Source organism: Massilia sp. DD77 (genome assembly GCF_036961685.1).
Lineage (GTDB): Bacteria > Pseudomonadota > Gammaproteobacteria > Burkholderiales > Burkholderiaceae_D > Telluria.
The window spans coordinates 16,362-36,251 of sequence record NZ_JBAMDH010000018.1; the positions used below are offsets into that span (position 1 = coordinate 16,362).

Annotated in this window: 14 protein-coding genes and 2 pseudogenes; 12 read left to right on the plus strand and 4 right to left on the minus strand. The window is 64.7% G+C overall.

Features of this window, described 5'->3' with window-relative positions:
- Positions 1-81: 81 nt before the first annotated feature.
- On the minus strand, positions 82-378 hold the full coding sequence (locus tag V7778_RS12420) for a hypothetical protein (RefSeq protein WP_335555622.1): 297 nt from the start codon (positions 376-378) through the stop codon (positions 82-84).
- 569 nt (positions 379-947) lie between these two features.
- Positions 948-1,322, minus strand: a pseudogene (locus tag V7778_RS12425) (glucose-6-phosphate dehydrogenase); the annotation flags it as partial.
- A gap of 68 nt (positions 1,323-1,390) precedes the next feature.
- Here V7778_RS12425 and V7778_RS12430 point away from each other — a divergent pair.
- The 10 genes and pseudogenes from V7778_RS12430 to V7778_RS12475 all read left to right on the plus strand — a co-directional run.
- A pseudogene (locus tag V7778_RS12430) lies at positions 1,391-2,396 on the plus strand (transposase); the annotation flags it as partial.
- A gap of 339 nt (positions 2,397-2,735) precedes the next feature.
- Complete coding sequence (locus V7778_RS12435) at positions 2,736-3,317, plus strand: hypothetical protein (RefSeq protein ID WP_335555623.1); 582 nt, start codon at positions 2,736-2,738, stop codon at positions 3,315-3,317.
- 11 nt (positions 3,318-3,328) lie between these two features.
- Complete coding sequence (locus tag V7778_RS12440; protein ID WP_335555625.1) at positions 3,329-3,493, plus strand: DUF2256 domain-containing protein; 165 nt, start codon at positions 3,329-3,331, stop codon at positions 3,491-3,493.
- A gap of 87 nt (positions 3,494-3,580) precedes the next feature.
- Positions 3,581-4,444 (plus strand): ADP-polyphosphate phosphotransferase, encoded by an 864-nt coding sequence (locus tag V7778_RS12445; RefSeq protein ID WP_335555627.1) that lies wholly within the window; start codon positions 3,581-3,583, stop codon positions 4,442-4,444.
- A gap of 208 nt (positions 4,445-4,652) precedes the next feature.
- Positions 4,653-6,548 (plus strand): MFS transporter, encoded by a 1,896-nt coding sequence (locus tag V7778_RS12450; protein WP_335555629.1) that lies wholly within the window; start codon positions 4,653-4,655, stop codon positions 6,546-6,548.
- Between the two features lie 39 nt (positions 6,549-6,587).
- Positions 6,588-9,137 (plus strand): family 20 glycosylhydrolase, encoded by a 2,550-nt coding sequence (locus tag V7778_RS12455; protein WP_335555631.1) that lies wholly within the window; start codon positions 6,588-6,590, stop codon positions 9,135-9,137.
- 185 nt (positions 9,138-9,322) lie between these two features.
- Positions 9,323-10,129, plus strand: a complete 807-nt coding sequence (locus V7778_RS12460) for a peptidoglycan-binding protein (protein WP_335555633.1) — start codon at positions 9,323-9,325, stop codon at positions 10,127-10,129.
- A 36-nt stretch (positions 10,130-10,165) separates the two neighbouring features.
- Complete coding sequence (locus V7778_RS12465; RefSeq protein ID WP_335555634.1) at positions 10,166-13,489, plus strand: patatin-like phospholipase family protein; 3,324 nt, start codon at positions 10,166-10,168, stop codon at positions 13,487-13,489.
- 181 nt (positions 13,490-13,670) lie between these two features.
- A complete protein-coding gene (locus V7778_RS12470) occupies positions 13,671-15,881 on the plus strand; it encodes an OsmC domain/YcaO domain-containing protein (protein WP_335555637.1) in 2,211 nt (736 codons plus the stop codon).
- 43 nt (positions 15,882-15,924) lie between these two features.
- Positions 15,925-17,292 (plus strand): MBL fold metallo-hydrolase, encoded by a 1,368-nt coding sequence (locus V7778_RS12475; RefSeq protein WP_335555639.1) that lies wholly within the window; start codon positions 15,925-15,927, stop codon positions 17,290-17,292.
- Here V7778_RS12475 and V7778_RS12480 read toward each other — a convergent pair.
- Together V7778_RS12480 and V7778_RS12485 are read right to left on the minus strand one after the other, a co-directional pair.
- Positions 17,272-17,991, minus strand: coding sequence for a hypothetical protein (locus V7778_RS12480; protein WP_335555640.1), 720 nt, complete (start codon positions 17,989-17,991; stop codon positions 17,272-17,274). The two genes, V7778_RS12475 and V7778_RS12480, sit on opposite strands and share 21 nt — an antisense overlap.
- A gap of 95 nt (positions 17,992-18,086) precedes the next feature.
- Positions 18,087-18,299 carry a hypothetical protein gene (locus V7778_RS12485; RefSeq protein WP_335555642.1) on the minus strand — a complete coding sequence of 71 codons (213 nt, stop codon included), beginning with the start codon at positions 18,297-18,299 and terminating at the stop codon, positions 18,087-18,089.
- A gap of 330 nt (positions 18,300-18,629) precedes the next feature.
- Between V7778_RS12485 and V7778_RS12490 the strand changes: the two genes are divergently transcribed.
- Together V7778_RS12490 and V7778_RS12495 are read left to right on the plus strand one after the other, a co-directional pair.
- Positions 18,630-18,824 (plus strand): hypothetical protein, encoded by a 195-nt coding sequence (locus tag V7778_RS12490; protein WP_335555643.1) that lies wholly within the window; start codon positions 18,630-18,632, stop codon positions 18,822-18,824.
- Between the two features lie 222 nt (positions 18,825-19,046).
- The gene (locus tag V7778_RS12495; RefSeq protein ID WP_335555645.1) at positions 19,047-19,808 is read left to right on the plus strand and encodes a peptidylprolyl isomerase; all 762 of its coding nucleotides are present in this window, start codon (positions 19,047-19,049) and stop codon (positions 19,806-19,808) included.
- Positions 19,809-19,890 lie beyond the last annotated feature (82 nt).

The window sequence follows — 19,890 nt, forward strand, 5'->3', positions numbered from 1 at the left end:
TCACATCAAGGAATGCGGGTTCGACTTTTAAGCGGTGAAGCGAATATGTTCGGGATGAGCCGGTGGACGGCTGCCAAGCATCTACAGTTTGCTTAGTTTTTCCCAGTCCATTTCACCATTCGGGAACGTGCCACCGCTGTCGTGGACCTCGCCTTTCCCGCTTGTCGGTTCATCCTCGTCGATGTCGAGGCCCTTGAGAATCCATGTGAGAGGGGTGGTCGGCACGACATTGTTGAACTGGTTGGTAAACGTGCCCTTGGCCGGGGTGAAAGCCTCTAAGTCGACGAAACGGAAATCGTTGAGGGGCCCGGCCGTGTCGATCAATTCGAGCTCGGTGGTGGTGTTCCCGTTGGTGAGGCGAATTCTCCAATTAGACATGGTATCTCCCAGGTTCGAGCTAGGCGAATCGGCGCCGGATGACGGCAACGCGCGGCAATGCGCGGTAATGCGCCGGCAATTCGACAGGCGAATAGCCGGAGCGTTGGCACAACCCTGATTCAGGCATATGCCGCGATTAACGATATAGACGATCGGATAGGATCGATTCAACCCGGCGGAAACCGGCGGATCGCGTGTCGCGTGAATATGAGCGGAAGGGCAATTGATCTTACGAGATAAGGCAGGGCATCCGCCTCCATCTTCTGGAAGACTCTAACTTAAAGAGGATAATGGTAGAAAGCTGCGGCTATCTATTTGCGCACGCTCTGCGAACGCAGTGGAACTAAAGGGGGCTCGATTACTCATGATTGAAGAAAGTGAATGCGTATATCTGCAATTCAATTTTGATTTCAATGGCGGAAGCACGTTTAAACGTATCCGACGCATCATGGTTTTGGAATGCGCGCGGCTTGCAGGTTCAGCCCGACCGGGGCGGGCAGGCATATCCGGGAGCACCGCCGGCGCGCGATGCGAGGCCCGCCGCAGCCGGCCGGGCTGCTCCTGGCGTCTTATTCGACCCAGGCAAACCCGTCGCGCGTCAGCAGCGTGAACGACTCCGCCGGCCCCCACGAGCCCGCCGCATACGGGTGCAGTTTCTCGCCCAGCGTGCCCCAGCCCTCGATGATCGGGTCGGCCCAGGCCCAAGCCGCTTCCAGTTCGTCGCGGCGCATGAAGTGGGTCAGGCGGCCGCGCACCATGTCGACCAGCAGGCGCTCGTAGGCTTCGGCGCGGCGCTGCTGGAATGCCGACTGCAGGTTGAGGTTGAGCGTGACCTGCTGCATCTGCATGCCGCTGCCCGGCTGCTTGGCCATGATCTGCAGCTTGATCGCTTCCTCGGGCTGCAGTTCGATGACCAGGCGGTTGGCCACGCCGCCCGGCGCGTCCCCCCCGGTGTCAGAATAGTTGTCGCCCGTTTGAATCTGAGAAAATGGGGCGATAACAGGAGTGAAGAGTGGCCCGGTACGGACAGGAATTCAAAGACAAGGCAGTGGCGAGGCTGCTGCCGCCCGAGAGTGCATCGATCAAGGACGTGGCCTTGTCGGTGGGTGTGAGCGAGTCGACACTTGAGCGCTGGCGTAGCGAAGCGCTGGCAAACCCGGTACAGCGGCGCGAGTGGACGCCGGCGGCCAAGTTCGAGGCAGTGTTGGCCACTGCGGCAATGGACGAGGCCAGCAAGAGCGCCTGGTGCCGCAGCAATGGCGTGTATCCGCACGAGCTGGCAGTGTGGCGCGAGAATGCGATCAATGGCCTGGCCCAGCCGGGCGAGAAGTGGCTGACGGCGGCCGAGGCCAAGTAGGAGAAGCGGCGCGTCAAGGAGCTCGAGCGCGAGATACGGCGCAAGGACAAGGCGCTGGCGGAAGCGGCTGCATTGCTGGTGCTGTCAAAAAAAGCCGAGGCGATCTTTAGCAAGTACCGGGCCGAGGACGAATGATCGGACTCGAAGATCGCCGCAAACTGGCCCAGGACATCGAGCAGGCGTGCAAGCAGGGCGCGCGCCTGAGCGAGGCATGCGCCGTCGTCGGGCTGAGCGAGCGCAGCCTGCAGCGCTGGCAAGCGCATGGCGGCCTGGACAAAGGGGATGGGCGTCCGACTGCCGCGCGGCCTGCCCCCGCCCATGCGCTCACGGTGCAGGAGGGCGAAGCGGTGCTGGCTGCCGCCAATGACCCGCGCTTTGCCGACATGCCGCCTGCGCGCATCGTGCCGATGCTGGCTGACGAAGGCGTCTACCTGGGAGCGAATCGACCTTCAGCCGGATCCTGCGCGCCAGCGGCCAGAGTCGCCATCGCGGCCGGGCCAGGGCGCCGCACAAGCAGCGCCCGCCGACAACCCATAATGCCACGGCGCCCGGCTAGGTCTGGTGCTGGGACATGACCTATCTGCCTGCGAATGTGGCCGGTCGCTGGTTCTACCTGTACCTGATCATGGACCTGTACAGCCGCAAGATCGGCTGTTATGAAGGTCGGTTGTTAGGTCCCGCCAGCAGCAGATCGTTCGCGATACCATGAACCTTGGGTTCGACGGCAGGGATGGCGGTTGCGGTAAGTGATGAAATCGAGGTAATGCCCGTTGTTGCCGGGTTAAAGATCGATGACTTTGGCATGGTATCGTGAATGGTACTAGGCCAAAAGTGCGATTAAAATACTTAGCCAATTCATAGGCTTACCTCAGCCATTGATCATCGAATGGGAGTGAACTGAGTAGAGCAGGGCACTTATTTTCACGAGCTCGAGCGAGCCGTCGATCGTCCGACCGGGATGATCGACGGCTCGCCTGTTTCTGGTGCACACTTCGTTCCTATGACTTCATTCACTTTCAACGACATCGAGGTAGGCGCGCGCCTGGTCGAGGCCCTGGTACGGCAGGCGAGCTCCCTGCGCGGCATGCCGATCACCTATGGCGACCTGCTCACGCTGGCGCGCTCCCTGCATCCCAAGGACGAGGTGCTCGGCCGTGCGGTAGCGGTGGGCATCGGTCCCAAGCTGCTGTTCGTGGAAGGCTTTTGCGCCTTGCACGGCTATCCCAATCTGGCCTGCCTCGCGGTAAACAAGGACAGCTTGCGTCCGCGCGCCGGGTACGAGGGCGACTGGGAAGCCGACAAGCGCGCGGTGGCCGGTTTCGACTGGCGTGCGGCCGATGCGCATCTGGCGGCCTATGTGGAGGCGATGCGCGCCAAGGTGCCGGCACGCTTCAAGCCGCGCAAGGAGCGGCCGGTGGACGTGGCCTGGTACGCCTATTTCTGCTCGCACCGTGCGGCTTGCGAAAAGCTCACGCCCGAGGACAAGCAGGAGATCATCAACCAGATGATGGCCGGACTGGATCCGGAGACGGCGCTCGGGCGCGTGCTGGCAGCGAAGATCGAGCTTGGCGGTGCTTCCTGAAGCTGGACCGCATGAAAACGCGCAAGAAATCGGATCTGCCGACGAAGGAGTGCCTGCACTGCGCGCGCCCATTCGCATGGCGCAAGAAGTGGGAGAGGGACTGGGACCAGGTCAAATATTGTTCCGAGCGCTGCCGCCGCGCCGCCCGCCCGTCCACCACCAGCCCGGCAGCCTGATGCCGGGCTCGGTGAATAGCCTAACAGACCGCAGCGCCTTCCATCGATACAGTCGATTGCACGCCACCTCTATCGGGCAGGATGCAGATGAAGATCGACGCACAGCGTTTTTGCGTAAGCGGAGAGCATAGGGTCAGCCTGGACAGCTGGCCGACCCAGATCGGCAAGGTCTACCGTTCGAAGCAGCACTACCGCGAACTCCTCGACAGGCATGTTGCCCGCCTCAGTGCGCGGCAGCAGGTCTTGTTTGCTTCGAACAGCCATGCCGTCCTGCTCATTTTCCAGGCGATGGACGCGGCTGGAAAAGACGGCGCGATCAAGCATGTGATGTCGGGCGTCAACCCCCAGGGCTGCCAGGTGCATAGCTACCAGCATCCGGCCCCCGTGGAATTGCGGCACGATTTCCTCTGGCGTACCACGCTCGACCTTCCGGAACGCGGGCAAATCGGCATTTTCAATCGCTCCTATTACGAAGAGGTCCTGATCGCGCGCGTGCATCCGGAGATCCTGCGCAGCGAAGGGCTGCCCCGGGCTGCCCGCGACGAGACGGTCTGGCGTGAGCGCTATCGCTCGATCAGGAACCTGGAACGGCACCTCTCCCTCAACGGAACCCGGATCATCAAGATCTTCCTGCATATCTCGCAGGAAGAACAGAGGAAGCGGCTCCTCAAGCGGATCGACGATCCGAGAAAGAACTGGAAATTCAGCCTGGCCGACGTCCAGGAGCGGGCATACTGGAGTGCCTACATGCGCGCCTACGAGGAATGCATCAACCGCACGAGCACGCCCGCATCACCATGGCATGTCGTGCCTGCCGACGACAAGAAGAATGCGAGGCTGATCGTTTCCCAGATCGTCCTCGATACCCTGTGCGAGCTCAAACTCAGGTATCCACGGGCCGACGCCCGGCAGCGCGAAGCACTGCTAGCGATCCGTCAGCACCTGGGATGAGCGGATCAAGCGGCGGCAAGGCTGCCGAGACTTCGCGCACCTCGCGATGAACCTTCTTTTGCGTGCTTCTCACGAAACTCAAGCCTGGATCAGGCAAAAGTACCTCGTCGACAAATATTGCGATTAAGATACGTTGCCGACGACTGCGCCAGTGCCGGCGGCCACCACTTCATTCGTCACGGTCCACGCACCGCTACCGAGGCAACCAATGTCGACACACACCAAGCAAGGCCTGCACCTGCTGTTCCTGACCGCGATCTGCGGCCTGGGCGGACTTCTCTACGGCATCGACATCGGCATCATCGACCCCGCCTTGCCCTACCTGCACCGGGCGACCAGCCTGACCGAAGGACAGCTGTCGCTGGTGGTGGCCGCCGTGATGGGCGGTTCGATCCTGGGCTCGGTGGTGGCCGGCATGCTGGCCGACTGGCTGGGACGGCGGCCGATGATGATCGTCAGCGCGCTGCTGTTCGTCGGCAGCGTCGCCGTGATCTACCTGTCGCAGTCCTTTGTTCCCCTGTTGCTGGGGCGCCTGCTGCAGGGGCTGAGCGGCGGGGTGATCGCGGTGGTCGTGCCGCTCTACCTGGCCGAGTGCCTGCCGGCCGGCCAGCGCGGACGCGGCCTGGCGCTGTTCCAGTTCGCGCTCACGGCCGGCATCGTGCTGGCCGCCTTCATCGGCAACCATTACCTGACCAATGCCGAACTCGCGATCCAGGCCGCCGGCAGCGATGTCGCGGCAAGCGCGGCTGCCGCCGACCGCGCCTGGCGCAGCATGTTCCTGGCGGTGCTGTATCCGGGCAGCCTGTTCCTGCTCGGCTGCCTGTTCGTGAGCGAGTCGCCGCGGTGGCTGATGCGGCGCGGGCGCGCCGCGCAGGCGGCCGCCGTGCTGGCGCGCCTGCGCCCGGCGGCGCAATGCGAGGCCGAGGTGGCCGAGATCGGCGCCGCGCTGGAGGAAGAAAGGGCGCGGCCCCAGCTTGGGCGCGGCGCCGCGCTGGCCGAAATGCTGACCGAGCGGCGCTACGTGCTGCCCTTCGTGCTGGCCTGCGTGATCCTCGGCTGCAACCAGGCCACGGGCATCAATTCCATCCTGCAGTTCATGTCGACCATCCTGCAGCACGCGGGCCTCGATCCGGTGAGCGCGGCCAGCTACGGCACGGCCATCAAGATCCTCAACATGGTGATGACCGTCTTCGCCATCATGCTGGTCGAGCGCAAGGGCAGGGTGTTCCTGCTCAAGATCGGCACCGCCGGAATCATGGTGTCGCTATGCCTGCTGGCGCTGCTCTTCCACCGCTTCGAATCGGCGCGCGTCGACGTGCGCGCCGAGGTGGCGGCGCTGGTGCGCGATAACGCGCTCGACTTGAATCTGCTGGACGCCAGGCTGGCGCAATCCGGGGCCGGCCCGACACAGCTCACCATCCTGTACCAGTACGGCGACAAGCAGCAGGTTGCCGGCGCGTATACGCCGACGCCCGACTCGCAGGCCGTGCTGGCGCGCGAGGAGGCACTGGTTCGCACGCTGCCGGAAGACCAACGCGCGCTGCTGGCCCGGGCGCGGTCGGCGTGGAGCGGGCGGGCCGAGCCTGCGGCCGCGGAGGCCGTACAGCCGCTGATCGCCAGCCTGCCGCCCGACGCCCGCGCCACGATCGACGCCGCCAGGCGTGTCCACATGGCCCAGCGCATCGACATCCGGCCTGTCGAGGGAGCCGGCGTGGCGCCGCTCCGGATCGTGCGCGCTACCATCGGCCCTATCCCGGACAAGAACAGCGGGCTGCTGGCGGCGCTCTGCATCGCCGGCTTCATCGCCGCGTTCTCGGTGGGGCCGGGCGTGTGCGTCTGGCTGGCGTTGTCCGAACTGATGCCGACCCGGATCCGTTCGGTGGGCATGGGCGTGGCGCTCTTGATCAACCAGGGCACCGGCACCTTGATCGCCGGCGCCTTCCTGCCGATCGTGGGCCATTTCGGCTTCCACATGATGTTCCTGTTCTGGGCCGGCTGCACGGCGGTGTACTTCATCACGGCGGCCTTCTTCCTGCCAGAGACCAAGGGCAAATCGCTGGAGGAGATCGAGCGGCTGTTCGCACGTCCGGGCGTGGCCAGCTGATACGGATAAGGGGAGAAAGAATTGGGCAAGACGACGACATTGAGCTGTTCCGCGCTGGCGCCGATCCTGGTGGCGGCCTTGCTGACCTTGGCGGGGCCCGGCGCGCAGGCTGGACCGGCCGGACAAGCCGCCGTGCAGGCCGGTGGTGTCGCCAATGGCGCCAAGCTGCAGCTGCGCTGGGAAATGCAGCGCAAGCCGGCCGGCGCCCAGCTCCCGCAAGGCGGCTCGCCGGCCCGCTTCCTCCTGACCAACGGCGACGGCCAAGCGCTGCCTGCCGCCGGCTGGTCGCTCTACTTCACCGGCATCGACCGCATGCCCGCCGGCGCCCGGTCGGCCGGCCTGGTGCTGGAACAGGTTGCGGGAGGCCTGTTCCGCCTGCGCCCCGGTCCGGATTTCACGGGCCTGGCGCCGGGCCAGACGCTGGAATTCGCCTACCGCCACAGCGATGCCGTGTTCATGCCCTCGCGTTCGCCGAGCGGTCCCTATCTCGTGTACGACGCGGCGCCCGACGCCGGCGTACCGCTTCGCTACGAGGTGGTTCCCCTGGCCGAACCGCCCCAGCGCGGCGTGGCCGGCAGCCCGCATTCTGCGGTGTCGCCCGAGGATACCTACTGGCGCAACGCGCGCGCCGACCTGCTGCCCCCGGCCGGCGTGCCGCCGGTCTTGCCGACCCCGCTGCGGCTCGACCCCGGCCAGGGCCGGCTGGCGCTGGCGGGACAGCCGCAGGTCAAGGCATCCGCGGGGCTGGCCAGCGAGGCCGCGCTGGCGCGCTCGCTGTTCCCGGCGTCGCTTCCCGCCACCGGCGGGCCTTCCTTGCAGCTGGGCGTAGGCAAGGTCGACGGACAAGCCTCGCCCGAAGCCTACCGGCTGACGATCGGCGCCGCGAAGGGCATCGATATCGTCGGCAACAGCGCTGCCGGCGTCGCCTACGGCCTGCAGACCCTGCGCGACCTGTTGCCCTTGCCCGGCGCTGCCGCGCCAGACTTGCCCGAGCTGAGCATCGTCGACGCGCCGCGCTTCGGCTACCGCGGCTTCATGCTGGACGTGGCGCGCAACTTCCACGACAAGCAGACCGTGTTCAAATGGCTCGACCTGATGGCGCGCTTCAAGCTGAACACCTTCCACTTCCACCTGACCGACGACGAGGGCTGGCGCATCGAGATCGCCGGCCTGCCGGAACTGACCGAGATCGGCGCCGTCCGCGGCCACAGCGCCAGGCCGGGTGTGCGCCTGCAGCCGGCCTACGGCTCCGGCCCCGATCCGCGCGACACCAGCGGCAGCGGCCATTACACCCGCGCCGACTACAAGGACATCCTGCGCTATGCGCATGCGCGCCATATCACGGTGATCCCCGAGATCGAGATGCCCGGCCATGCCCGCGCCGCCGTGCAGGCGATGGAGGCGCGCTACCAGCGCTTGAAGCGCGCCGGCGGCCGCGAGGCCGCGCGCTACCTGCTGAACGACTTCGACGACCGCTCGGAATACACGTCGGCCCAGTATTTCAAGGACAACGTGATCAATCCCGGGCTCGAGTCGAGCTACGCCTTCATCGACCACGTGGTCAGGGAGATGGCGGCGCTGCACCGCGAAGCCGGCGTGCCGCTCGAGACCATCCACATGGGCGGCGATGAACTGGCCAACGGGGCCTGGGAAAAGTCGCCCGCCAGCCATGCCATGATGCAAAAGCACGGGCTCGAAACCAGCGCCGACCTATGGGACTACTTCTATGAGAGAGTCGACGCCATCGTGCGCAAGCACGGCATGTTGACCTCCGGCTGGGAAGAGCTGGCCGCGCGCAAGACAAAGCTGGACGGTGCGCCGACGCTGATCCCCAATCCGCGCTTCACCCGCAAGGGCTTTACCGCCTACGTGTGGAACAACACCGCGGGCGCCGAAGACCTGGCCTACCGCCTGGCCAATGCCGGCTACGACATCGTGCTCACGCCGGTGACGCGCACCTACTTCGACATGGCGCACAACGCCAATCCGGAGGAGCACGGCGTCAACTGGGGCGCCTACGTCGAACTCGACACGGTGTACGACTTCATTCCCTTCGACATGATGAAGGATGCGCCGGTAGCGGTCCGCGCTGGTACAGACCGCCTGACCGACTATGGCAAGCGGCGCGTGCGCGGCATCCAGGCCAATCTGTTCTCGGAATCCGTGCGTGATCCAGCCCGCATCGACTACCTGGTGATGCCGCGCCTGGCGGCCTTGGCCGAGCGGGCCTGGGCCGCCGATCCGGGCTGGGCCACCGCGCTTGACGCCGACAAGGCCGCGGCGCTGCACCGCAGCGCCTGGTCGGGTTTCGTCAACGCGCTGGGCCAGCGCGTGCTGCCGCGTCTCGACCTGGAAGGGACCGGGCTGGCCTACCGCATCGCGCCGCCCGGACTGGTGCTCGACAAGGGGCGGGTGCTGGCCAATCACGTGTTGCCAGGCATGCTGCTGCGCTACACCAGCGACGGCAGCGAACCGACCGCGGCGAGCACACCGGTGACGGGGCCGATCGCCGAGCGCGGCACGATCCGCGTCGCCGCCTTCGATCGCAAGGGCCGGAGAGGGCCGGTCGCCAGCATCGAATCGCGCTGACCCGGTATGGCGATCACCGCTTATCGCGGCACCCATTCATCATTCGGTATGCCAACGGTCTTTTATTATCGGAATTAAAGATGAGTTAGCTACTTGTGGTATTTTTGGCGTTTTGCTAATTTGCCCGTTGATTTGCGCCTCGCGTCGGCGCAGCATCTACTCCAATAAGCTCTTGGAGGTGGATCATGGCTTATCAAGCTTATCCGGGCTACCTGATCAAGGAAAAAAGCAGCGACACCAAATCGGTAAAGCTGATTCAGCAGGCCTTGCGCGATTTTGGCTATGGCATCCACAAGACCGGCGTATTCGACAAGAATATGACGGCAGTCGTCAAGCTGTTCCAGGCGCAGCGCTCCGACGAAAACGGATTCCCGCTCGCCGTCGACGGCAAGGTCGGCAGCCATACCTGGGTCGCCATGTTCGGTCCGCCGCCCAAGCCCCTTGGCGCCACGATCACCTCATCCCCCCTGATGCTCCAGGCGCTGTCCACCGCCAGGACGCAGATCGGCCAAATGGAACAGCCGATCGGCGCGAATCGCGGTCCGATGGTGGACCAGTATCTCAAATCGGTCGGCCTTTCCCTCAAAGGCGCCAATCCGGACTCCAGGGCATGGTGCATGGCCTTTATTTATTGGACATTTGCGGAAGCCTGCCGCGCCCTGGCGCGCGCCACGCCATTACCGAAAACCGGGGGCGTCCTGACGCATTGGCGTGAAACGCAAAAGAACAAGGCGGTCAGGCGCATTTCCGCGCATGCGGCCTACGCCAATCCGGCCCTGGTCCAGCCCGGGTTTATTTTCATCCTGGATTTTGGCAGCGGGCTCGGGCATACCGGCCTGGTCGACAGAATCCTGCCTGATGGCCGGCTGGTCACGGTCGAGGGAAATACCAATAAGGACGGTTCGCGCACGGGTGTCGGGGTATTCGAGCTGGACCGGCGCAAGTTGAACGATAAGACACTGGTGGGCTTTGTGGATTATACGAATGCCTGACGAATCGTCCTGGCGCTGGAACAGGGGGAGAACACCATGGCAGAAGGCATGCAGGGGGAGAGCGACAGGCAGAGTACCGACGATGCGTCGCCTTTGGAAAAGCTGGTCCGGGAGCGGCGCGAACATCTTGGGGAGAACGGGACCAAGGAGGGCGGCCTCTGGGGCCTGGCCCTCTCCGGCGGCGGCGTGCGCAGCGCCACGTTCTGCTATGGACTCGTGACCGCGCTGGCGCGCAAGAAGAGGTTTGCGCGCTTCGACTTGATGTCGACCGTATCCGGAGGCGGCTACATCGGCTCGATGATCGGCCGGATGGCGCAGGACAGCAAGGACGCCGCGGAGCTTCAAACGAAGCTGAGCAAGCAGAACGATTCCGAGGAGCGCGAGTGGCTGCGGGCGAACAGCCGCTATCTCATCCCCCGCGGGAGCCGCGACTGGCTGTTCGGTGCGGCGACCTTTGTTCGCAACCTGCTGGGAATCCACCTGGAACTCGGCATGGTCTTCATCCTGCTGGGATGCGCCCTTGGCGCCATCGATCTCCTGGTGTGGTCGGTGATGGACAGCCTCGTTACGTCCGCGGATGAAGCGACCAGAACGACGGCCCTGCGGGTCTGGCGCCTGCTTTCCCCGTTTCCGACACTATGGCCGCTCGTACTTTTTCCCCTGGGCTACGCCGCGATCTATTCGGCCATGTACTGGCATATCCCGCCACGTGCCCGCAACCCGAGATATACGCCCGACAGCGTCAGCTACGCCCGGACCCAGCACATGGCAAACGGCTTGAGCTGCGCGACAGCCATCCTCGTGCTGGGAGCGGTCGACTGGATCGCCTGGCGTATCGCCAACCGCTGGGATGTGGTGGCGGCCCTCGCTGCGGTGTTCGCGATCGTCCTGCCGCTACTCAGGGCCCTCCTGCCGAAAGTCCAGCAAGGCGGCAGCGGCAGCCAGGTCGCCCGGATGCTCAGCATGTCGACGATGATCGATGTCACGGGACGTTTTGCGGTCTTTGCGCTGGCGATTTTCTGGACCACCGTGGTCCATACCGTGGCCACGCGCCATGCCGTCGGCGACCTGGGACGGACGGAATTCGCCTTTGCCGCGAGTTTGCTGGGCTTCCTCGCGCTCTTTGCGCTGTCGTGGATGGCCATGACCGCGCGCCGGCTCGACTTCCTCAATATGTCCTCGCTGCACCATTTCTACCGTTCGCGCCTGACCAGCACCTATCTCGGCGCCGCCAACGCTAAACGGCGCCAGGAAACCTCGGGCCAGGGAAGCTCGGTCAAGGGGACGCATCCCGACGACGACGCCGGATTCGGCCAGTACGCGCCGCACACCACCGGCGGCCCAGTGCACCTGCTCAATGTGTGCATCAACCAGACCTTTCAACGGCATGGCCTGTTCAATATCGACCGCCAAGGGGAACTGATGACGGTCGTGGGACCGGGACATGTCCGCATCGAGCGCCAGCGCTGGAAAATGCTGCCTGAGGAGGCGAAAGCATCGCTTGGCACCTGGATGGCCATATCGGGCGCGGCGGCGGCGCCGGGCATGGGGAGCGGCAGCCGGCCGGGCTGGGCGGCCTTGCTGACGACGCTCGGCATCCGGCTCGGCTACTGGTGGGATTCGAGGGAGACGGAGGGCCCAATGCCGCGCCTCGGACGCTGGGCGCCGAAGTACAGGTACCTGGTGCTGGAGCTGCTTGGCCAGCTTCCGGGCAGCAGCCAGCGCATCCAGTACTTGAGCGACGGTGGCCATTGCGAGAATACCGGCATTTATCCTTTGCTGCGCGAGCGCTGCAAGCTGATTGTCGCCGCGGATTGCGGCGCCGACCCGGAATACCGCTTCGACGATCTCGAAAACCTGCTGCGGCGCGCCCGTATCGACCTGGGTGTCACCATTTCGTTCGTCCGCCATGAGGACATTGCGGGCCTGCCATCCTCGATCGGCACGCTGGACGACATCGTCCTGAAGACCAGCAAGGCATGCATCGCGCCCGCCATCATCGACTATGGCGAGAGCCTGCCACCGACACAGCGCTACGGTGTGCTGGTGCTGGTGAAGCCGACGCTGACGGCGAATCTCCCTGAAGACATCTACAACTACTACCGCGATAATCGCAGCTTTCCCCAGCAGAGCACGGCGGACCAGTTCTTCTCGGAGGACCAGTGGGAAAGCTACTTCGCCCTGGGCGAGCACATCGGGCGCAATCTTGATGGCGTGACCCTGGCCAAGCTGGAGAAGCGATTCGCAGGCCCGGACGCCGGCGCCGCAATGGCGGCCGACCCGGAGCTGAGGAAACCCGCAACCCCGGGGAGCGCCAGGGAGCGCAGCCCGTTGCGGGTGGCCGCCGGAACCGCGGCCGGCGCAACGCTCGGCATCGGGACCCTGCTGACGATCGCGTCCAGCCTCGGCGTCGCTTTCTTCCAGAGCACGGGCGGCCAGGAAGAAAAGGGGCTTGATCCGGCGACGCTGCGGCCGCTGTTCGCCGCCCACGCCGCGCTACGCACGGACAAGCTAGGGCAAACCGGGCCGGAAGCGGCCAGACTGGCGGCCGATGTGGTCTACGTGTGGCGCGCCGCCAAGACCCTGGAAATGAAGGAGGACCTGCTGGCCAACCCGCAGGCGGTGGCGGTATTCAAGGATGCGGCCGAGCACTGCTACCCGATGAGGACGGTGTTTGCCGCCTGTGCATCCCTGTACGACCCGGAGGACAACTGTCCGCGGCCCTTGCGCAAGATGACCGACCTGGAGCGGCGCTATTTCTATTGGCTGCGTAGCGATGTGTCGCTACGGGACAGCCGGCCGGCCAGCTATTGCGAGCTGGCTGCGGACGCGGCGAGGAGCACATCCAGTACGATCGTGGGTCCGCCTGCCACCGCTGCCGGTACCGGCCGCCCGCCGCTCCAGGAACCGGGAGTGCCGTCCCCCGCTTCATCGGCCAGCAGCCCAAGCGCCGGCGCGCAGCAGCCCGTATGCACAGGCGTGACGATCTATATCCAAACCTACGGCAGCGAAGGACGCGAGCAGGTCCAGGCGATGCGCGACAAATGGCGTCAAGCAGGCGCCAAGGTCCCGCCGGTCGAGGATATGAATCTGACCGCCCAGCGTAGAGGGCGCAACCCGCCGCTGCAGGTGGGCGAGCCGACCGTCAGATACCACGGCGGAGCCGACCTTGCGGGCACCCGTGCCTGTGCGGCAGCCTTGGCGAGGCTGGTCGGGAGACCGCATTGGAAGGCCCCGGAGCCCTTGGCGCCCAGCCTCAAGCCGACCAACCGGACCGTCGAGGTCTGGCTGCCTTCGAGCGAACTGGAGCGCGATCCGGAAATGGGCACTGCGCCTGCTGCTGCGGCGGCGGCTTATTGAAACTACTGCGTGAAACAAATGCGCCGCCAAAGCAGGAAACTATGGCAAACTGTCCGGTTTTCCGGCCTGCCGTGATTGTCCGAGACCGGCGCAATCGTCACTGAAGGCCCATAAGGCCCTGTCCCGCAGGGCTTTATCTTTTAATGTGTTACCGTTTTGTACATCTCTTTGGAATTCCCTCATGGAAATTAAGGTCAACTTCCTCGACAAGCTGCGTCTCGAAGCCAAGTTCGACGACTTCACCGTGATCGCCGACCAGCCGATCCGCTACAAGGGCGACGGCTCGGCGCCGGGGCCCTTCGATTACTTCCTGGCGTCGTCGGCCTTGTGCGCGGCTTATTTCGTGAAGTTGTACTGCAACACGCGCGATATCCCGACCGAGAATATCCGCCTCTCGCAAAACAATATCGTCGATCCGGACAACCGCTACCAGCAGATCTTCAAGATCCAGGTCGAGCTCCCTGCGGATATTTCGGATAAAGACCGCCAGGGCATCCTGCGCTCGATCGAGCGCTGCACGGTGAAGAAAGTGGTGCAGGCGGGCCCTGAATTCGTGATCGAAGAGGTCGAGAACCTCGATGCCGACGCCCAGGCCCTGCTGACCCTGCAGCCCGACGCGAGCGCGGCCACGTATATCCCGGGCAAGGATCTGCCGCTGGAGCAGACCATCGCGAACATGTCGGGCATGCTGGCCTCCTGGGGCATCAAGATCGAAATCGCTTCATGGCGCAATATCGTGCCGAACGTGTGGTCGCTGCATATCCGCGATGCGCACTCGCCGATGTGCTTCACCAACGGCAAGGGCGCAACCAAGGAGAGCGCCCTGGCCTCCGCCCTGGGCGAGTACATCGAGCGCCTGAACTGCAATCACTTCTATGCCGGCGTGTTCTGGGGCGAAGACATCGCCAGGGCCGACTTCGTGCATTACCCGGACGAGCGCTGGTTCCAGCCCGGCCCGAACGACGCGCTGCCCTCGGAAATCCTCGATGAGTACTGCCTGGACATCTACGATCCCGACGGCGAGCTGCGCGGCTCGCACCTGATCGATACCAATTCCGGCAACGCAAAGCGCGGCATCGTGTCGCTGCCCTACGTGCGCCAGTCGGACGGCGAAACCGTGTATTTCCCATCCAACCTGATCGAAAACCTCTACGCCAGCAATGGCATGAGCGCCGGTAACACGCTTGCCGAAGCGCAGGTGCAATGCCTGTCCGAGATTTTCGAACGCGCGGTAAAGCGCGAGATCATCGAAGGCGAGCTCGCATTGCCCGATGTACCCTCGGCGGTGCTGGCGAAGTATCCGGGCATCCTGGCCGGCATCCAGGGTCTGGAAGAGCAGGGCTTCCCGGTATTGGTCAAGGATGCGTCCCTTGGCGGCGTCTACCCGGTGATGTGCGTGACCCTGATGAACCCGCGCACCGGCGGCGTTTTCGCCTCCTTCGGCGCGCACCCGAGTTTCGAGGTGGCGCTGGAGCGCAGCCTCACGGAATTGCTGCAGGGCCGCAGCTTCGAGGGCCTGAACGATCTGCCCCAGCCGACCTTCGCCAGCCACGCCGTGACCGAACCGAATAACTTCGTCGAGCACTTCATCGATTCCAGCGGCGTGGTGTCGTGGCGCTTCTTCAGCGCCAAGGCGGACTACGATTTCGTGGAATGGGATTTCTCCGGCGAGGGCCACAACTCCAACGCCGACGAAGCCGCGACCCTGCTCGCTATCCTCGCCGACATGGGCAAGGAGGTGTATATCGCCGAACACGACCACCTGGGCGCGGTGGCTTGCCGCATCCTGGTGCCGGGGTACTCCGAGATCTACCCGGTCGAAGACCTCATCTGGGACAACACCAACAAGGCGCTCCTGTTCCGCGAAGATATCCTGAACCTGCACCGCCTCGACGACGCCAGCCTTGCCGAGCTGCTCGACCGTTTGGAGAACAACGAGCTCGACGAATACTCGGACATCGCCACCCTGATCGGCATCGAGTTCGACGAGAATACGGACTGGGGACAGCTGACTGTCCTCGAGCTGAAACTCCTGATCCACCTCGCCTTGCGGCAACTGGAAGAAGCCCATGAACTGGTGGGCGCCTTCCTGCAATACAACGATAACACCGTCGAACGCCGGCTGTTCTATCAAGCCGTGAATGTGGTGCTCGAGGTGGTGCTCGACGACGAGCTGGAACTGGACGATTACGTGGCGAGCTTCCGCCGGATGTACGGCAATGAGCGCATGGACGCGGCGCTGGGTTCGGTGGACGGCAGCGTGCGCTTCCATGGCTTGAGCCCGACCAGCATGAAGCTCGAGGGCCTCGACCGCCATCACCGCCTGCTCGACAGCTACAAGAAGCTGCATGCGGTGCGGGCGGCCCTGGCCGCGAGTCGCGGGCCGAAATAAGTTCGCACAAACCCGCTTCGGCGGGTTTTTTAATGGAGAAAACATGGACAAGCCAGGACTGACGGTCTCGCGCATCCTGCACGCGGGTTATGTGCTCGAATGCGAGGGCACCCGCATCGCCTTCGATACGATTTTCGAAAACCCGTTCAGCCGCAACTGCCACGCTTTTCCGGACCTGCGCTTCGACACCGAACAGATCCGGCGCCAGCGCTTTGCCGCGGTGTTCATCTCGCACTTCCATGACGACCATTGCTCGCTCGAGAGCCTGGATCTGCTCGACCGCGATACGCCGCTCTATGTCTACTGTATCTTCGACGAACTGTTCGCGATGATCCGCGCGCTGGGCTTCACCCAGGTGCATGCCCTCAACCTGAACATTCCCGTGGCGGTTGGCCCCTTCAAGGTGACGCCGCGCGAAGCGATGGATGCCGACGTCGACTCCATGTTCCAGGTCCAGGCGGCCGGGCTGAACCTGCTGAACGTGGTCGACTCCTGGATCGACGAGGACACCCTGGCCCAGTTGGTGAAGCAGGGGCCGTGGGACATGGTGCTGTGGCCCTTCCAGACCATGCGCGAAATCGAGGTGCTGGCGCCGTCGCGTGCCGCCGCGGCGCCGCCCGCGCTGCCGGAAGAGTGGATACTGCAGCTCCAGGCGCTGGCGCCGCGTTTCGTGGTGCCGAGTTCCTGCCAGTTCCAGCAGGAACCGTGGTCCTGGTATAACCGCGCCTTTTTCCCGATCACCTATGCGCAGTTCGCCACGGAAGTGGGCGCGGCCCTGCCGCGGGCGCAGGTGGTGCGCATGAATCCATCGGTGTCGGTGCGCCTGGACGCGGACGGCCTGCATCCCGCCGCGCCGCTGGACTGGGTGCTGCCGCGCGGCGACCAGGACGTCGATTACGTCTACGAGGGCAATGCGGCGCCGCCTCCCACTGCGGAGATCGCGCGTCATTTCGCGCCGCTGAGCGCCGCGCAGGAGGCGGTGGTGATGCGTTACTGCCGCACGGGGCTGCTGGAGAAGTACGGCGAGGCCGAGGCATCCTCGGATTACTTCGACCAACCGCGCCTGTGGCAGCTCTCGGTCTACGGCAATGCCGGTGAAGTCAGCCATTTCCGTTACCTGCTGGAACCGGGGCGGGCATCGCATGCCGGCGCGCAGGCCGGTCCTCTGGCCTGGACCACCGAGATCCCGGCGGCGAAGCTGTACGCGGCGCTGGAGCTCGGCGAGTCCCTGACCTCGATGTACATGCGGATCAACGACACGGTATTCGATGCCGAGGTCGAGCGCGCATTGCTCGATGCGGACGTGGTCGACGATCCCCTGATCCGCTGCCTGTTCAGCGACAGCTTCGGCGCCTACCAGGCGGCCCAGCTGCGCCGCCTGATGGCGCGCTCACTTCCCGAGCAGCCGTAGCGACTGTTCCCAATCGCCTTGCCAGGCCTGCAGGAAGTCGTGGACCTGGAAGGCGCGCTTGAGCGGGCCGAGGGGAGCACGGTAGACATCGTGCAGCCCGAGCGCCAGCGTGACCGGGTTCCACACCGCGTTGCGCTTCGATTTCCTGGCGCTGGCTTTGACGCGCGCGCCGTCGTCGCCGAAGATGCCGATGGCCTCGTCGAGGGCCTTGTCCAGATCCAGCCTGACGATCCGCCCGAAGGCCTCGAGCACCTCGGGCTTGGTGATGCCGTATTGCGATTCGCGCGCCGTTCCCTCCGGCGATGCGGGCGAGGCGGCCGCCTCCCTGTCGTGCCTGAGCTTGGCCGCCAGGCGCTCCAGGTCCTTCTTCTGGAAGCGCAGCTCGTCGAGCCGGCGCCGAAAGCCGGGCTCGGGCAGGCGTGCGAACAGCTTGTGGGCGTCCTTGGTCATCGTGATGAGGACATCTTCGCTCCCGGCAGCCAGGCGCGCGATGTCGTCCTCGAAGAAGATGGGCGCGGCATAGCCGCCGTTGGCGTCGCCGAACAGTTCGGGATAGGCCGGGTCGTAGTCGAGCCAGACATAGGGCGTCAGCCCATGTTCGAGCAGGCGCGCCAGGGTCCAGGGCGCGGGAACGTGCTTCGCCAGCCAGGCGCAGGCTTCGTCGACGGTGGCGCGGAAGGGCAGGGGTGTGGTTGTCATTCCCCATTTTACTATCTGCGTGGCCGGGCCGAGCCTAGCCCGGGCACTCCAGCTGGCTGGGGCGGCGGCGCGCTTGCGCGGCCGCCCGATGCCACTCAATCCTGGCGCGGCAGCCGGGCTGCACGCACCACCACCACGGCCATGGTCCCCGCCGTCGCGATGTTGCGCTCCACCGGTGCCGCCGATTGCGCCCTGGCCTGCGGCAGCGTGGCCTTGGCCTCCGGTACGCTGTCGAGCGCGAAGCTTCCCGCGCCGAGGGCGGCGAGCGTGACGACGAAGATGGCTTCCATGTGCTTGTGGATGTTCATGATGTTCCCCTTCAGTGGCTGGTTTCGGAAAGTGTGGACATTCATTTGCCCACGACCTCCCTACAGCAGAAGCCGTGCCAGCACCCCTTGCCAGGCCGCGCCAGAGGGAAGCGTGCTCCGGACACGGGGAAGACCGTTGGGACTGGGAAAACACTCGGGTCCGAGGTGTCGGGGCCGGACCAACACCGGCCGCGGGATGGGCGAAGCGGTGACGGGCGACAGCAGGAGTAGCGCCGCAGGCCGCATGCGCTGGCACATTCCATGCATCGCCAGATCCGAGCGTCACTCCGGCGCTCACTACCCAACGCAAGCACCTCAAGGAGCATCATCATGAAAACCCTCGTCATCACCGACCTCGCCATCGAACAGGCGCTCACCGACACCCTCTCGCGCGAAGCGATGAAACTGGTTAACGGCGGACGCGCCATCGCCGTCCTGATCGACGGCCGCCCAGGCGGCGTGGTCGACGATTTTCAACTCAACATGGCCATCTTCAAGGGCGACATCGGCGTCAAGGTCGTCTAACCCGGTTGAGGCGGGCGGCCGCAAGCGCCCGTCGCATCGCTCATCCGAATGCAACACAGCGGCAGCGCCGGCATTGTATTTCGCCGACCGAGCTGCTAAAACTGAAAGGTGGCGGCGCCGATCGCTCCTTGCCGGGTCGCACTGCGCCGGGTGGAACGTTTGGCGATCGCTGCTGTCTGTCCGGGATGGACGGCGTAGGCGCAACCAGCGCGAGGAGAAGTCATGGCAGGCATAGTGCGCATCGACGACGAAGTCATCGATACCGATTACTTCATCAGGACCTTGAAGCTTACCGGCCAGTTCGAAGGGCTCGTCGAACAGCTGGTGCGTGAGAAACTCACCGTGCGCGCCGCGAAGCGGCAAGGGCTGCAGCTGGCGCCGGAAGACATCCAGGAGCGCGCCGACCAGTTCCGCCGCATCCAGGGCCTGCACCGCGCGGCCGACATGAACAACTACCTCGACGCCCTCGGCGTGAGCCTCGACGAATTCGAGGATTTCATTGTCGAGGGGCTTTATCACGAAAGAATGATGGCGCAGGTGTGCAGCGACAAGGCCGTCGAGGGCTATTTCAAGCTGAACTCGCCGCGCTTCGACAGCGTCGAAGTCAGCCACATCGTGCTCGACTCCGAAGGCAAGGCGAAGGAAATGATGTCGGTGCTGGAAGAAGATCCCGACAGTTTCGCCGAGATGGTGCGCGAATACTCGGTGGGCGACGCGCGCGAGCACGGCGGCGTGATCGGCAAGGTCTTGCGCGGCGCGCTGCCGGCCCATATCGAGGCGCGGGTCTTCAATGCCGCGCCCGGCGAACTGCTGGGGCCTTTCCCCTCCGAGGACAAGGCACTGTACGAGGTCTTCGTGGTCAACGCCAAGCACCCCGCGGCCCTGGACGAGGACACGTCGGTCGAGGTGCGCCGGCTGCTGCGCGAGGAATGGCTGGCGGCCAGGGCGCAGGAGCACATTATCGAAGCCTGTCCAGCGCGCTGAGCCGGACCTGGCCGGCCGGAGCGAGCGATGCACCGGGGTTGACGGCGAGTTGATGGTGAGTTGACGGCGAAGCGAGACAGGC

What these genes read in the sequence shown, in the direction of transcription:
- V7778_RS12480 (WP_335555640.1), bottom strand. Translation starts at nt 17,991, where the DNA reads ATGACAACCACACCCCTGCCCTTCCGCGCCACCGTCGACGAAGCCTGC.
- V7778_RS12495 (WP_335555645.1), top strand. Translation starts at nt 19,047, where the DNA reads ATGGCAGGCATAGTGCGCATCGACGACGAAGTCATCGATACCGATTAC.
- V7778_RS12490 (WP_335555643.1), top strand. Translation starts at nt 18,630, where the DNA reads ATGAAAACCCTCGTCATCACCGACCTCGCCATCGAACAGGCGCTCACC.
- V7778_RS12435 (WP_335555623.1), top strand. Translation starts at nt 2,736, where the DNA reads ATGACTTCATTCACTTTCAACGACATCGAGGTAGGCGCGCGCCTGGTC.
- V7778_RS12470 (WP_335555637.1), top strand. Translation starts at nt 13,671, where the DNA reads ATGGAAATTAAGGTCAACTTCCTCGACAAGCTGCGTCTCGAAGCCAAG.
- V7778_RS12440 (WP_335555625.1), top strand. Translation starts at nt 3,329, where the DNA reads ATGAAAACGCGCAAGAAATCGGATCTGCCGACGAAGGAGTGCCTGCAC.
- V7778_RS12460 (WP_335555633.1), top strand. Translation starts at nt 9,323, where the DNA reads ATGGCTTATCAAGCTTATCCGGGCTACCTGATCAAGGAAAAAAGCAGC.
- V7778_RS12485 (WP_335555642.1), bottom strand. Translation starts at nt 18,299, where the DNA reads ATGAACATCCACAAGCACATGGAAGCCATCTTCGTCGTCACGCTCGCC.
- V7778_RS12475 (WP_335555639.1), top strand. Translation starts at nt 15,925, where the DNA reads ATGGACAAGCCAGGACTGACGGTCTCGCGCATCCTGCACGCGGGTTAT.
- V7778_RS12445 (WP_335555627.1), top strand. Translation starts at nt 3,581, where the DNA reads ATGAAGATCGACGCACAGCGTTTTTGCGTAAGCGGAGAGCATAGGGTC.
- V7778_RS12465 (WP_335555634.1), top strand. Translation starts at nt 10,166, where the DNA reads ATGGCAGAAGGCATGCAGGGGGAGAGCGACAGGCAGAGTACCGACGAT.
- V7778_RS12450 (WP_335555629.1), top strand. Translation starts at nt 4,653, where the DNA reads ATGTCGACACACACCAAGCAAGGCCTGCACCTGCTGTTCCTGACCGCG.
- V7778_RS12420 (WP_335555622.1), bottom strand. Translation starts at nt 378, where the DNA reads ATGTCTAATTGGAGAATTCGCCTCACCAACGGGAACACCACCACCGAG.